The organism is Prevotella sp. (genome assembly GCF_051059605.1).
In the GTDB taxonomy this organism is placed as follows: Bacteria; Bacteroidota; Bacteroidia; order Bacteroidales; family Bacteroidaceae; genus Prevotella.
Map to the genome: position 1 here is coordinate 2,262,193 of NZ_CP050883.1, position 15,252 is coordinate 2,277,444.

General features: G+C 40.4%; 10 protein-coding genes. All 10 read right to left on the minus strand.

All coding sequences use genetic code 11. The features are described from left to right. Window positions 1-6 precede the first annotated feature (6 nt). The 10 genes from rplW to rpoB all read right to left on the minus strand — a co-directional run bounded on the left by rplW (window position 7) and on the right by rpoB (window position 15,187). The gene (gene rplW / locus HEQ28_RS08885) at window positions 7-300 is read right to left on the minus strand and encodes a 50S ribosomal protein L23 (RefSeq protein WP_296959170.1); all 294 of its coding nucleotides are present in this window, start codon (window positions 298-300) and stop codon (window positions 7-9) included. A gap of 18 nt (window positions 301-318) precedes the next feature. After that, complete coding sequence (gene rplD, locus HEQ28_RS08890) at window positions 319-948, minus strand: 50S ribosomal protein L4 (RefSeq protein ID WP_434501895.1); 630 nt, start codon at window positions 946-948, stop codon at window positions 319-321. After that, window positions 948-1,562: a 50S ribosomal protein L3 gene (gene rplC / locus HEQ28_RS08895; RefSeq protein WP_434501896.1), complete on the minus strand. Its 615-nt coding sequence runs from the start codon at window positions 1,560-1,562 to the stop codon at window positions 948-950. The genes rplD and rplC overlap by 1 nt, the downstream gene beginning before the upstream one ends. Window positions 1,563-1,603: 41 nt before the next feature. Then, window positions 1,604-1,909 (minus strand): 30S ribosomal protein S10, encoded by a 306-nt coding sequence (gene rpsJ, locus HEQ28_RS08900; RefSeq protein ID WP_018462916.1) that lies wholly within the window; start codon window positions 1,907-1,909, stop codon window positions 1,604-1,606. A 93-nt stretch (window positions 1,910-2,002) separates the two neighbouring features. Beyond that, complete coding sequence (gene fusA / locus HEQ28_RS08905; RefSeq protein ID WP_434501897.1) at window positions 2,003-4,117, minus strand: elongation factor G; 2,115 nt, start codon at window positions 4,115-4,117, stop codon at window positions 2,003-2,005. 21 nt (window positions 4,118-4,138) lie between these two features. Next, window positions 4,139-4,615: a 30S ribosomal protein S7 gene (gene rpsG, locus HEQ28_RS08910; RefSeq protein ID WP_434501898.1), complete on the minus strand. Its 477-nt coding sequence runs from the start codon at window positions 4,613-4,615 to the stop codon at window positions 4,139-4,141. Between the two features lie 130 nt (window positions 4,616-4,745). Next, window positions 4,746-5,129: a 30S ribosomal protein S12 gene (gene rpsL / locus HEQ28_RS08915; protein WP_018462913.1), complete on the minus strand. Its 384-nt coding sequence runs from the start codon at window positions 5,127-5,129 to the stop codon at window positions 4,746-4,748. 201 nt (window positions 5,130-5,330) lie between these two features. Then, complete coding sequence (locus HEQ28_RS08920) at window positions 5,331-5,642, minus strand: DUF3467 domain-containing protein (RefSeq protein WP_434501899.1); 312 nt, start codon at window positions 5,640-5,642, stop codon at window positions 5,331-5,333. Between the two features lie 1,385 nt (window positions 5,643-7,027). Then, window positions 7,028-11,350 (minus strand): DNA-directed RNA polymerase subunit beta', encoded by a 4,323-nt coding sequence (rpoC, locus tag HEQ28_RS08925; protein WP_434501900.1) that lies wholly within the window; start codon window positions 11,348-11,350, stop codon window positions 7,028-7,030. Between the two features lie 27 nt (window positions 11,351-11,377). Beyond that, window positions 11,378-15,187 carry a DNA-directed RNA polymerase subunit beta gene (gene rpoB, locus HEQ28_RS08930; protein ID WP_434501901.1) on the minus strand — a complete coding sequence of 1,270 codons (3,810 nt, stop codon included), beginning with the start codon at window positions 15,185-15,187 and terminating at the stop codon, window positions 11,378-11,380. Window positions 15,188-15,252 lie beyond the last annotated feature (65 nt).

Genomic DNA, 15,252 nt, shown 5'->3' on the forward strand with positions numbered 1-15,252 from the left:
TTTTATTTAAATATTGCTGTAAAAATCAATTGAATCGCCATCCTTTACAGTGACGATTGCTTTTTTGAACGCATTCTTCTGACCCTTAACGAGTCCAGCCTTTGTAAAGCGGCTAGAACGCTTTCCAGCGTAACGAAGAGTGTTCACATCTACTACTGTAACATTATACAGACCTTCGACCTCTTTCTTAATTTGGAGTTTATTAGCCTCAGGTCGAACGATGAAGCCATAACGGCTAGCGTTCTTCTCCGTGATATTGGTCTGCTTTTCAGTAACCAATGGTTTTATAATAAATGCCATATTCTAATTTCTCCTTTTTTACTTTGTTAAGATACCGTCGATAGCCTTTAGTGAGCTTTCTGTTATAACCAAGACATCAGCATTCAAAACTTTATACGAATTGAGTGTTGAAGCAGTCATTACATTAGCACGCTTTAAGTTACGAGCAGACAAATATACGTTTTTATTAACTTCTGGCAAAACAACAAGTGCCTTCTTGTCCTCGACTTTAAGATTTTTAGTAAAATTTATAAAATCTTTAGTTTTTGGAGCCTCAAAGTTGAAGTCTTCAACAACAACAATAGCACTTTCCTGAGCCTTATATGAGAGTGCAGACTTACGAGCAAGAACTTTTACTTTCTTGTTTAATTTGAAGTCATAATTACGTGGCTTAGGACCGAAAACACGACCACCACCAACAAGAATTGGTGAATTGATATCACCACGACGAGCACCGCCGCCACCTTTCTGACGACCAAGTTTGCGAGTAGAACCACTTATCTCACTTCTTTCCTTAGATTTTGCAGTACCCTGACGCTGTTGTGCAAGATATTGTTTTACATCAAGATAAAGAACGTGATCGTTAGGTTCAATTCCGAAGATAGCCTCATTAAGAGTTACCTTTCTTCCGGTCTCCTGACCATTTATATTTAAAACGCTAACTTCCATTACTTATTGATTAAAACGGTTGAACCATTACATCCAGCAACAGAACCCTTAACAAGAAGGAGATTATGTTCTGGAATTACCTTTAACACCTGGAGATTCTGAGTAGTAACACGGTCACCACCCATTTGACCACCCATGCGCATGCCCTTAAACACCTTTGCAGGATAAGAACAAGCACCAATAGATCCCGGTTTACGAGCTCGGTCATCCTGACCGTGAGTACTTTGACCTACACCAGCAAAACCGTGGCGCTTAACAACACCCTGGAAACCTTTACCTTTAGAGGTTCCAACGATGTCTACAAACTTAGCATCAGCGAAAAGTTCAACAGTAATAGTATCGCCGAGGTTATGCTCCTCGTCAAACTTGAACTCGGCCAAGTGCTTCTTTGGTGTTGTGCCTGCCTTCGTAAAGGTTCCCATCATTGGCTTAGAAGTACGATTCTCCTTAGCCTCTCCGTAACCTAATTGAACAGCTTTGTAACCATCTTTTTCTTCTGTTTTGATCTGGGTTACAACACAAGGACCAGCTTCGATAACAGTGCACGGTACATTCTTACCGTCGGCACTGAAAACGGATGTCATTCCGATTTTTTTTCCAATTAATCCTGGCATTTCAATAAAAATTTTAAAGATTAATACTAAACTTAATAAAATTAGACTTTAATTTCAACTTCTACGCCTGAAGGCAAATCAAGTTTCATCAAAGCATCAACAGTCTTAGCTGTAGAACTATAGATATCAATAAGGCGCTTGAAATCTGAGAGCTGGAATTGCTCACGAGCCTTCTTGTTAACGAAAGTACTACGGTTCACTGTGTAGATACGCTTGTGAGTTGGCAATGGAATAGGACCGCTAACAATAGCGCCTGTAGCCTTAACAGCCTTCACAATCTTTTCAGCTGACTTATCAACCAACATGTGGTCATAAGACTTCAGCTTAATTCTAATTTTCTGACTCATTGTTTAATTTAATTATAAATGTATTAATAAAGAAGTAAGGGATCACCGTTTAAGAGTCATTCGCTAAACGGCTCACCCCACTTTAATATTCTTTTACAGTAGTTCTGAGTGTCCATGAACCTCTTCTAGAACAGCCTTAGCTATTGTTGAAGATAGAGGTGAATGATGATCATACTCCATTGAAGAAGTAGCACGACCTGAAGTGATTGTACGCAAAGCTGTTACATAGCCGAACATTTCAGCCAATGGAACCATAGCTTTAACGATACGTGCACCGCTACGAGCCTCTTCCATACCCTGTACAAGACCACGACGCTTATTCAAGTCACCGATTACATCTCCCATGTTCTCTTCTGGAGTAACAACCTCAACCTTCATGATTGGTTCCATAAGAACAGGACCAGCCTTAGGGCAAAGAACTTTGAATGCCTGATGAGCTACTAGTTCGAAAGACAACTGATCAGAGTCAACTGGATGGAAGCTACCATCAGAAAGAGTAACCTTAAGACCAGTCATTGGGAAACCACCAAGAACACCATTAGACAAGCAATCAGCAAAACCTTTCTGTACAGATGGTATGAATTCCTTAGGAACATTACCACCCTTTACAGCATTAACGAATTGCAAATCACCTTCCTTATAATCCTCATCCTTAGGACCAATAGTAACATCGATACAAGCGAACTTACCACGACCACCAGACTGCTTCTTATAAGTTTCACGGCTCTGTGCTGTGCGAGTAATAGCCTCCTTATAATTAACCTGTGGCTTACCCTGATTACATTCAACCTTGAACTCGCGCTTAAGACGGTCAATAATGATATCAAGGTGAAGTTCACCCATACCAGAAATGATAGTCTGACCGCTCTGCTCATCAGTACGAACAGTAAATGTTGGATCCTCTTCTGCAAGTTTAGCAAGACCAGTATCCATCTTAGCAACGTCAGCCTGGCTCTTTGGTTCAACAGCAACAGAGATTACAGTATCAGGGAATGTCATTGACTCAAGAACGATAGGATGATTCTCATCACAAAGAGTATCACCAGTACGAATATCCTTGAAACCAACACCTGCACCGATATCACCGGCATCGATAGATTCCATAGGAATTTCCTGCTTTGAGTTCATCTGGAACAGACGGCTGATACGCTCACGCTTACCAGAACGAGGATTGTATACATATGAACCAGCAGCAACCTTACCTGAATAAACACGGAAGAAAACTAGACGTCCCATGAATGGGTCGGTAGCAATCTTAAACGCAAGAGCTGATGTTGGAGCATCCTCAGTTGGTTTACGACCCTCTTCTTCATCAGTATCAGGGTTTGTACCCATAATAGCTTCTGTATCAAGAGGAGAAGGCAAGAATGCACAAATATAATCAAGAAGTGGCTGTACACCCTTGTTCTTATACGAAGAACCAAGAAGCATAGGAGTAAGCTCCATTGAGATAGTACCCTTACGGATAGCAGCAATCAACTTGTCAGTTGGAACTTCTTTACCGTCAAGGTAAAGTTCCATAACTTCATCATCAAAATTAGCTGCATTCTCTATCATCTTGTCGTGCCATTCAGTAGCTTCGTCAACAAGTTCTGCAGGTATTTCTTCTATATCATACTCAGCACCCATTGTCTCGTCATGCCAAAGAATAGCCTTCATAGTGATAAGATCTACAACACCTTTGAAGTTTTCTTCAGCACCGATAGGAATCTGAATTGGGCAAGGATTTGCACCAAGAACAGTCTTCATCTGGCGAACTGTTTCATAGAAATCTGCACCAGAACGGTCCATCTTATTAACATAACCGATACGAGGAACATTATACTTATCAGCCTGACGCCAAACAGTCTCTGACTGAGGTTGAACACCATCAGCAGCAGAATATGTAGCAACAGCTCCGTCAAGTACACGAAGTGAGCGCTCTACCTCAGCAGTAAAGTCAACGTGTCCCGGAGTATCTATCAAGTTAATCTTGTATGAGTCATTTTCGTAATTCCAGTTACAAGTGGTAGCCGCAGAAGTAATAGTTATACCACGCTCCTGCTCTTGGGCCATCCAGTCCATTGTAGCCGCACCATCATGAACCTCACCAATTTTATGAGTTTTACCAGTGTAAAACAAGATACGCTCAGACGTTGTAGTCTTTCCTGCATCAATGTGAGCCATGATACCGATGTTACGAGTCAAATGTAAATCGCGATTTGCCATTTTCTTTTTACCTTTATATGATTAGAATCTGAAATGAGCGAATGCACGGTTAGCCTCAGCCATACGATGCATATCTTCCTTACGCTTGAATGCGCCACCCTGATTGTTATAAGCATCCATAATTTCAGCAGCCAACTTCTCAGCCATTGACTTACCACCACGCTTACGTGCATACTGGATTAGGTTCTTCATTGAAATACTTTCCTTACGATCTGGGCGTATTTCTGTTGGCACCTGGAATGTAGCACCACCAATACGGCGGCTTTTTACCTCAACCTGAGGAGTGATGTTATCAAGAGCCTGCTTCCATATTTCAAGAGCCGGCTTCTCTTCTTTTGTCATCTTATCCTTTACAGTATCAAGAGCCTTGTAAAAGATTTCATAAGATGTATTCTTCTTACCATCATACATCAAATGATTAACGAACTTAGAGACCTTCTGGTCATTGTAAACTGGATCCGGAAGGATCACGCGTTTCTTTGGTTTTGCTTTTCTCATTTTGTTTGAAAAATAAATTCTGCATGGGGCTGTTTCTTACTGTCCTTCAATGTCCGCTCCCGAACATTTACTCAACCTGTTATTAACAATATCTCCAGCAAAACGGATAAAAATTTCTTTAATTTCAGAATTACTTCTTAGCTGCCTTTGGACGCTTAGCACCATACTTAGAACGACGCTGAGTACGATTAGCAACACCTGCGGTATCAAGAGTACCACGAACGATGTGATAACGTACACCTGGAAGGTCCTTTACACGACCACCACGTACAAGAACGATTGAGTGCTCCTGAAGGTTATGTCCTTCTCCTGGAATGTAAGAGTTTACTTCCTTCTGGTTTGTCAAACGTACACGTGCAACCTTACGCATTGCTGAATTAGGCTTCTTAGGTGTTGTAGTGTAAACACGAACACAAACACCGCGGCGCTGAGGACAGTTGTCCAAAGCTGGTGACTTGCTCTTGTCAACAATCACCTTTCTGCCTTTTCTTACTAACTGTGAAATAGTAGGCATAATTTTACTTTTTTAATTTATATATTTATTTTATTATTGTCACTTTACAGAAAACTAGGCATTAAAACATGCCCATTTCGGGCTGCAAAGGTACGAACAAAACTTTGAATTACCTAATTATAAAGAATGCGAAAAGTCTATATCTTACCGAAATTAGCAAGATATAGACTTTATTAACATTTATTTTAAAATGCGATTATTCTATGACTCTTTTTTAGGTAAATCAAATGGGGCAATAATACCTGATTGCTGCTCAGGTATAACAATTTTACCAAACTGCTGCTCGTACTTATACACATTTTCCTGTAGAGCCTGAAGCAAACGCTTAGCATGCTCTGGAGCCATTATTACACGAGCGTTTATCTCTGGCTTTGGTAGACCAGGTAGTATACTGGCAAAGTCAAGAACAAAGTCTGAACTTGAATGTGTTATTAGCGCAAGATTGGCATATACACCCTTTGCAACTTCTGGTTTTAATTCTATCTGCAATCCCTGATTCTTATTATCTTCCATAACTATTACTAATCTAAAGGTTTATTATACATACAAAGGTACGTAAAAACTTTCGCACACACAAGAAAACTAACAAAATAATTATCTACTTATTGGCACTAGTATAAAAACAATTTCTCATTTTGGAAATGATAATTTTTGCTTAAGTATTTATATTACCACATCAAATGTGCCTCCTGTAAAAATTAACTCTACTGTCTAGTTTAAGTTGATCAGCTTTTAGTGTAGCAAGTGATAAAATAAATGTTTGGAGCCCAGATTTCTCAATAACAATTTAAATTTTGTATATTTGAGCTGACTTACCTGCGTCTTTTGTGTTTTTTAGCTACGGAGCTACGGCATCTCTTGCAAAGCCTATAAACAGGGGGTTAACAAGAGATTGCTAGTCCAATTTAGCTTCGATAAGCTACGTTTTAGCTACGTTGTCTATTTCTGTATATATAATGTACGTATACGCACGCGCGCACTCAGGACTTTTAAAAATATAAGTGTCGAAGTATCAATATAATGAATATCAATATGTTACCTACCATATTGACTAATACAAGGTGACGGTGAAAATATCAAGTTTTACATACGTTTCTATATAGAAACGCATAGCGTTTTACGTTGTTTTACCTTCCAATACTTCGTAAAACGCAATGCAATATAACGTAAAACGCATCGTAATACATCGTAAAACGCAATGCAATATGATGAAATTCTTATCTAGATTTTACTGCCCCCCTCACCGTCATTTGATTATACTGGAAAAGAACTCTAACTAGTTGATGTTCAAATAACAGACACTTCGACACTTGTTTCTCAGAAAAGTCCAGAGTGTGTGCGTTTTAAGTTCTGTGTAGCATCAGTAATTGAAAATTTGGCTAACAGCACAAACTTGATTTCATTGCATGGACAAAAATATCGAAGTCTCTTTGCCGAGAATTCAACGGAATTCATCAGAATAGTTAAACAAGCTTGGAAATTCTACTCTCGTTTACTGTATCAACTTAAACATCCTCAGTTCCTCAGATGCAGCCAACGTTTCTTTGACAAATTCACTCATAGAATACATTTCATTCTTAAAAAGACACAAGTTAACGTAGCTAGAACGTAGCTTGCCGTAGCTGAATCCAGCAAACTACGTTACTATATCCCTAATGTTTAGAGGCTTTGCAAGAGATGCCGTAGCTCCGTAGCTAAAAAACACAAAAAACGCAGGTAAGTCAGTCCAAATATACAAAATTCAAATCCATCCACTTGAAAATATAATATTACTAATTGTTTTAAAACCAAATATAGACTCATCACGTGTTTTTGCGGAACAGTAATAACTATATATAATAAAAAAGAGTAGGCAACAATAAATGTTGCCTACTCTAGTATATTAATGTATATCGTTATTATTCTGTAACAACTCCATGTTCAGCGAAGTCAAGAACATTTTTACGATTAGCTTGCATACGCTCATACTCTTCTTTCGAACCTACTACAAGTTTATCCCATTGACGAAGTCCAGTACCTGCAGGTATCAAATGTCCACAAATAACATTTTCCTTCATACCTTCAAGCTTATCCTGCTTACCACGAATTGCAGCCTCATTAAGAACCTTAGTTGTTTCCTGGAAAGAAGCAGCACTCATAAAGCTCTTTGTAGCAAGAGCTGCACGTGTAATACCTTGCAGAATCTGAGTAGATGTTGCAGGAACAGCATCACGTACCTGGATGAGCTTTAGATCACGACGTTTCAGAGAAGAATTCTCGTCACGCAACTTACGTGCGGTAACAATCTGACCTGGTTTCATAACATCTGAATCACCAGCATCTGTGACAACTTTCTTGCCCCAAATACGATCATTCTCTTCAGCAAAGTCGAGCTTATCAGCCAATTCCTGCTCCAAGAATGTTGTATCGCCTGGATCATCTATACGAACCTTACGCATCATCTGGCGAACGATAATTTCAAAGTGCTTATCATTAATCTTCACACCCTGAAGACGATAAACGTCCTGTACCTCATTCACGATATATTCCTGAACAGCTGTAGGACCCTTAATTGCAAGGATATCACCTGGAGTAGTAACACCGTCAGAAAGAGGTGTACCAGCACGAACAGCATCATGTTCCTGAACAAGAATCTGCTTAGACAATGATACTAGATATTTCTTCTGATCACCTGTCTTTGAGGTTACGATTATTTCACGATTTCCTCTCTTAACCTTGCCCATTGTTACCTCACCGTCGATTTCAGAAACAACAGCTGGATTAGATGGATTACGAGCTTCAAACAATTCTGTTACACGAGGCAGACCTCCAGTGATATCACCGGCACCACCAACAGCACGTGGAATCTTAACGATAGTTTCACCAGTATTAACTGTTGCACCATCCTCAATAACAACGTGACCACCTACAGGGAAGTTATATGTACCAACAACATTACCAGCAGCATCAAGAATATCACATGTAGGAACCTTTGAACGGTCCTTAGAATCAGTAATAATCTTTTCAGTCAAACCGGTTGTATCATCGGTTTCAGCATGGAAGGTAATACCCTCAATAACATCATTGAATCTCAATGTACCCGCATACTCAGTAACGATAACGGCATTGAACGGATCCCATTTTGCAATTAGATCGCCCTTCTTTACCAAGTCACCCTGACCGAAATAAAGTGAAGAACCGTAAGGAACATTAAGAGTACTAAGTACTATATTTGTATTTGGATCGATGAAACGAATTTCTGCAAGACGGCTTACAACCATTTTACAATCCTTATCGTCCTCGTTCTTGAACGGAACGGTACGTATTTCATCAAATTCAACTTTAGAGTCATTCTTTGCGACAATACTTGCATTAGCAGCAGCATTACCAGCAACACCACCGGCGTGGAAAGTACGAAGGGTAAGCTGTGTACCAGGTTCACCAATAGCCTGAGCAGCGATAACGCCGACAGCCTCACCTAGCTGAACCATTCTTGCAGTAGCAAGGTTACGTCCGTAACACTTCATACATACACCATGCTTGCTTTCGCAAGTAAGAACTGAACGGATTTCAACCATTTCAATTGGTGACTCATCAATGATTTTTGCTTTTGCCTCATTGATTTCCTCTCCAGCATGAACAATAACCTCACCTGTTGTAGGAAGAACAATGTCATGAACAGAAACACGTCCAAGAATACGTTCAAATAATGTAGAGATAATCTCATCACCATTCTTTAGCGCACGACATTCAAGACCACGAAGCGTACCACAATCATCCTCTGTTATAATAACGTCATGAGAGACGTCTACAAGACGACGAGTCAAGTATCCGGCATCGGCAGTCTTCATAGCAGTATCAGCAAGACCCTTACGAGCACCATGTGAAGAGATGAAGTACTCCAACACAGACATACCTTCCTTAAAGTTAGAAAGAATTGGGTTTTCAATGATCTGCTGACCTTCAGCACCAGCCTTCTGAGGCTTTGCCATAAGACCACGCATACCAGAAAGCTGCTTAATCTGATCTTTAGAACCACGGGCACCGGAATCAAGCATCATGTATACAGCATTGAATCCCTGGTCAGCCTCGGTCATCTCTTTCATCAAGACATTACCAAGGTCATTATTTACGTGAGTCCATGCATCAATTACCTGATTATAACGCTCAGTATCAGTGATGAAACCCATTTCATAATTTGCCTTTATCTGATCAACTTCTTCCTGTCCCTTGCCTACAATATCAGCCTTCTCCACTGGTATGATAATATCATCCAAGTTAAATGAAAGACCTGCGACATAAGACATACGGTAACCCAAGTTCTTGATACCGTCAAGGAAAGAGCAGGCACGAGCCATACCAACAGCCTTAATAACATCAGAAATGATACCACGAAGTGTTTTCTTAGAAATAATATCATTGAAGAAGCCTACTTCGTCAGGAATAATCTGATTAACGATAACACGTCCTACAGAAGTTTCAACCATGTGGCGAACTGGTTTGCCATCAACGATATCATCAACTATACACTTAACACGTGCATGTAGTTCACAACGTCCCTCGTTATTGGCAATCATAGCCTCCTCTGGTCCATAGAAATGAAGACCTTCTCCCTTAGCACCTGGACGTATCTTTGTAATGTAATACAAACCAAGTACCATATCCTGTGAAGGCACTGTAATAGGAGCACCATTCGCTGGGTTCAGAATATTATGACTTTGCAGCATAAGAATCTGCGCCTCAAGTACAGCCTCATTACTTAATGGAAGATGGACAGCCATCTGGTCACCATCAAAGTCAGCGTTGAATGCAGTACATGCAAGCGGATGAAGCTGAATAGCTTTGCCCTCAATAAGTTTTGGCTGGAAAGCCTGAATACCAAGACGGTGAAGTGTCGGCGCACGGTTAAGCATTACAGGGTGTCCCTTCATTACATTTTCAAGGATGTCCCAGATAACCGGCTCACGGCGATCTACAATCTTCTTTGCACTCTTTACAGTCTTTACAATACCACGCTCAATAAGCTTACGTATAATAAATGGCTTAAACAGTTCGGCTGCCATTAATTTTGGAAGACCACATTCACCCATCTTCAATTCAGGACCTACAACGATTACTGAACGTGCAGAATAGTCAACACGCTTACCGAGCAAGTTCTGACGGAAACGTCCCTGCTTACCTTTCAGTGAATCTGAAAGTGACTTCAAAGGGCGATTACTTTCACTCTTAACAGCAGAAGACTTACGTGAGTTGTCAAACAAAGAATCGACAGCTTCCTGAAGCATACGCTTCTCATTACGTAAGATAACCTCAGGAGCCTTAATTTCCATAAGTCTCTTAAGACGATTATTACGTATAATGACACGACGATATAAGTCGTTAAGGTCAGATGTTGCAAATCTACCACCATCAAGTGGTACAAGTGGACGTAACTCTGGAGGAGTTACAGGGATAATCTTCATTATCATCCACTCTGGTTTGTTGAATTCCTTTGATGCACGGAAAGCCTCTACAACCTGAAGGCGCTTCAAAGCCTCTGTCTTACGCTGCTGGCTACCATCATTGTTAGCACGGTCACGCAGTTCATAGCTCAACCCATCAAGGTCAATATTAGCTAACAAGTCATAAATTGCTTCAGCACCCATTTTAGCTATAAACTTATTAGGGTCGCTGTCATCAAGATAATTATTGTTAGGATCAATTCTATTGTCAAGGATATCAAGATATTCATCCTCAGTAAGGAGATCCATCTTGTGAGATCCGTTAAGTTCCAAACCATCAGCATCCTTCTTTCCCTCCATAGCACCTGCCTTGATGACGATATACTTTTCGTAGTATACCACAGCATCCAGTTTCTTTGTAGGAAGTCCCAACAGATAACCTATCTTGTTAGGTAAAGAGCGGAAATACCAGATATGTGCAACTGGGACAACAAGTTCGATATGTCCTGAACGTTCACGACGAACCTTTTTCTCAGTTACCTCTACACCACATCTGTCACATACTATACCTTTATAACGAATACGTTTGTACTTACCGCAGGCACATTCATAATCACGGGTAGGACCGAAAATGCGCTCACAGAATAGACCGTCACGTTCAGGCTTATATGTGCGATAATTAATGGTTTCAGGTTTTGTAACCTCGCCATACGAATTTTCCAAGATCTCCTCAGGAGAGGCAAGACCTATAGTAATCTTCGTAAAATTATTTTTAACTTTTGTATCTTTCTTAAAAGCCATATTTATCTTTTGATTAGGGTGTTCACATTAATCGAGTTTGATACTTAAACCAAGACCACGGAGTTCGTGCAGCAACACGTTGAGTGATTCAGGAATACCAGGAGTTGGCATTGGATCTCCCTTAACAATCGCCTCATAAGCCTTACTACGACCAACAGTGTCATCAGACTTAAGAGTAAGGATTTCCTGAAGAACATGACTAGCGCCAAATGCCTCAATAGCCCAAACCTCCATTTCTCCAAAACGCTGACCTCCGAACTGAGCCTTACCACCAAGTGGCTGCTGAGTAATAAGAGAGTAAGGACCGATAGAACGAGCATGCATCTTATCCTCAACCATGTGTCCGAGTTTCAAGAAGTAAGTTACACCTACAGTAGCAGGCTGGTCAAACTTCTCACCGGTCTCACCATCATAAAGATATGTAGAACAAAGATTTGGCAGTCCTGCCTTATCTGTCCATTCCTTCAAATCGGCAAGTTTAGCACCATCAAAGATAGGAGTAGCAAACTTACATCCCAATTTCTGTCCAGCAGCACCAAGAATAGCCTCGAAGATCTGTCCCAAGTTCATACGAGAAGGCACACCCATTGGGTTAAGTACCAAGTCTACAGGACGTCCGTCAGCCATAAATGGCATATCCTCTGTACGCACAACCTTAGAAACGATACCCTTGTTACCGTGTCGACCAGCTAGTTTATCACCAACCTGAATCTTACGCTTCTTGGCAACATAAACCTTAGCCATCTGAAGAATACCAGAAGGAAGTTCATCACCAATAGATATAGCGAACTTTTTACGTTTCATCTCTGCATCAAGAAGTTTATACTTACGTATATAGTTCATGATAAGCATCTGAATCAAGCCATTTGTATGTTCGTCTTCTGTCCAGTTATTACTTTGGATACCATCATACTCAAGGTTTTTAAGTGAAGTCTTTGTGAACTTACTTCCCTTTGTAATGATTTCAGCATCTGTATAATCTTTAACACCCTGACAAATCTTACTTTCAGTAAGAGTCATCAATTTGTCTACTAGGATATCTTTCAAGTCATCATTCTTTGCCTCATACTCTTCATCAATCTTAGCAAGGATAACCTTATCCTGCTTCTTTGAATCACGAGTCTTTACTGCGCGAGAGAACAACTTTTTATCTATAACAACACCGCTCAATGATGGGTTAGCCTTCAATGAAGAATCTTTAACATCACCAGCCTTGTCACCGAAAATGGCACGAAGCAACTTCTCTTCAGGAGAAGGATCGCTCTCACCCTTAGGTGAAATCTTACCGATAAGAATATCGCCTGGCTCAACACGAGCACCAACACGAATTACACCGTTATCATCAAGATCCTTTGTAGCCTCTTCGCTTACATTAGGAATATCTGAAGTGAATTCCTCAACACCACGCTTCGTCTCGCGTACGTCAAGAGAATATTCATCAACATGTACAGAGGTCAATACGTCATCACGAACCATACGTTCTGAAACAACTACAGCATCCTCATAGTTATATCCCTTCCAAGGAATATAAGCAACAAGCAAGTTGCGACCAAGTGCAAGTTCACCGTTTTCAGTAGCATAACCTTCAGTAAGAATATCACCAGCTTTAACGCGCTGACCTTTACTACAAATAGGACGAAGGTCAATTGTCATATTCTGATTAGTACGGCGGAACTTAGGAATACGATATTCCTTAAGAACAGGCTCGAAACTAACAAATTCTTCTTCTTCAGTACGATCGTAAAGAATACGAATAGTTGTAGCGTCAACATACTCAATAACACCCTCACCCTCAGCGGTAATCATAGTACGAGAATCCTCGCAAACCTGCTTTTCAAGACCTGTACCTACAATTGGAGCATCATTATGAATAAGTGGAACTGCCTGACGCATCATGTTACAACCCATCAACGCACGGTGTCCGTCATCATGCTCCAAGAAAGGAATAAGTGATGCAGAAACAGAAGCTATCTGTTGTGGAGAAACGTCAACCAAGTCTACCTCATCATGTGAAACTACTGGATAATCAGCATCCTGACGACACTTAACAGTATCCTTTATAAATGTTCCATCAACTGTTAGAGGTGCATTACCCTGACCGATAATTTTCTCTTCTTCCTCTTCGGCTGTAAGATAAATCACGTCTTCGTTCTTCATATCAACCTTAGAGTCAGTAACTGTTCTATAAGGAGTGATAATAAATCCAAGATCATTTATCTTAGCATATATACATAAAGATGAAATAAGTCCAATGTTAGGTCCTTCAGGACTCTCAATAGGACAAAGACGACCATAGTGAGTATAGTGAACATCACGAACCTCAAATCCGGCGCGTTCACGAGACAGACCACCAGGACCTAAGGCTGACAAACGACGCTTGTGAGTAACCTCGGCAAGTGGGTTGGTCTGGTCCATGAACTGACTCAAAGGATTAGTTCCAAAGAAAGAATTTATTACGCTTGATATTGTCTTTGCGTTAATCAAGTCAGTAGGAGTGAACACCTCGTTATCACGTACATTCATACGCTCACGGATTGTGCGGCTCATACGTGCAAGACCAATAGCAAACTGATTAGCCAATTGTTCACCGACTGTGCGTACACGACGGTTGCTCAAGTGGTCAATATCATCAACAGTTGCGTTAGAATTAACCAACTGGATAAGATACTTAATAATCTCAATAATATCATCCTTGGTCAAAACACGTGTATCCATGTCTGTAGTAAGACCAAGTTTCTTATTGATTCTGTAGCGACCTACCTCACCAAGATCATAGCGCTTATCAGAGAAGAACAAGTTCTGGAAAACTTCACGAGCACTTGCATCATCAGCAGGATCAGCATTGCGCAACTGGCGGTAGATATAATTAACAGCCTCTTTTTCAGAGTTACTAGGATCCTTTGCCAAGGTATTGAAGATGATAGTATACTTGTTAGCAGCCTCTTCGTCCTTGTGAAGCAAGATAGAAGAAGTACCGCTCTCAAGAATCTCATCAATATTATCCTCAGTAAGTTCTGTCTCACGCTCCATGATAACTTCATTACGCTCAATAGAAACAACCTCACCAGTATCCTCATCAACGAAGTCTTCGTTCCAGCTCTTCAAGACACGAGCCGCAAGTTTGCGACCAATAGCAGCCTTGATATTCTTCTTGTTAACCTTAACTTCCTCTGCAAGATCAAAGATTTTCAGGATATCCTTATCCTGCTCATATCCCATTGCACGGAGAAGAGTAGTAACAGGCAATTTCTTTTTACGGTCAATATAAGCATACATGACATTATTAATGTCAGTTGCGAATTCAATCCAAGATCCCTTGAATGGTATAATGCGGGCACTATAAAGAACAGTACCATTAGCATGTACACCTTGACCAAAGAAAACACCAGGAGAACGATGTAACTGTGAAACAACAACACGCTCAGCACCATTGATTACAAAAGTACCGTTCTGTGTCATATATGGGATAGTACCCAAGAATACATCCTGAATAAACGTACCAAAATCCTCATGATCAGGATCAGTACAGTACAGTTTCATCTTAGCCTTCAAAGGTACACTATATGTAAGACCACGCTCAAGACACTCATCAATAGAATATCTAGGCGGATCAATAAAGTAATCCAAGAACTCAAGAACGAAATTATTACGCGTGTCGGTTATAGGGAAGTTTTCCGCGAAAACTTTATATAGACCGTCATTCTTGCGTTCCTCAGGCGGAGTGTCCAACTGTAAGAAGTCACAAAAAGACTTCAACTGCACATCGAGAAAATCCGGATATGGTAGCGGATTATGCACGCTGGCAAAATTTACTCTGTTATCAACAACTTTTGTCATAAAGTAATATTTAATTGACCCTACCGGGCGATAAGCTTTATCAGCCTAATAAGGCTAATTATGTA

Excerpts from the sequence above, each read along its gene's own strand:
- rplW (WP_296959170.1), bottom strand. The coding sequence starts at position 300 with ATGGCATTTATTATAAAACCATTGGTTACTGAAAAGCAGACCAATATC.
- rplD (WP_434501895.1), bottom strand. The coding sequence starts at position 948 with ATGGAAGTTAGCGTTTTAAATATAAATGGTCAGGAGACCGGAAGAAAG.
- rplC (WP_434501896.1), bottom strand. The coding sequence starts at position 1,562 with ATGCCAGGATTAATTGGAAAAAAAATCGGAATGACATCCGTTTTCAGT.
- rpsJ (WP_018462916.1), bottom strand. The coding sequence starts at position 1,909 with ATGAGTCAGAAAATTAGAATTAAGCTGAAGTCTTATGACCACATGTTG.
- fusA (WP_434501897.1), bottom strand. The coding sequence starts at position 4,117 with ATGGCAAATCGCGATTTACATTTGACTCGTAACATCGGTATCATGGCT.
- rpsG (WP_434501898.1), bottom strand. The coding sequence starts at position 4,615 with ATGAGAAAAGCAAAACCAAAGAAACGCGTGATCCTTCCGGATCCAGTT.
- rpsL (WP_018462913.1), bottom strand. The coding sequence starts at position 5,129 with ATGCCTACTATTTCACAGTTAGTAAGAAAAGGCAGAAAGGTGATTGTT.
- HEQ28_RS08920 (WP_434501899.1), bottom strand. The coding sequence starts at position 5,642 with ATGGAAGATAATAAGAATCAGGGATTGCAGATAGAATTAAAACCAGAA.
- rpoC (WP_434501900.1), bottom strand. The coding sequence starts at position 11,350 with ATGGCTTTTAAGAAAGATACAAAAGTTAAAAATAATTTTACGAAGATT.
- rpoB (WP_434501901.1), bottom strand. The coding sequence starts at position 15,187 with ATGACAAAAGTTGTTGATAACAGAGTAAATTTTGCCAGCGTGCATAAT.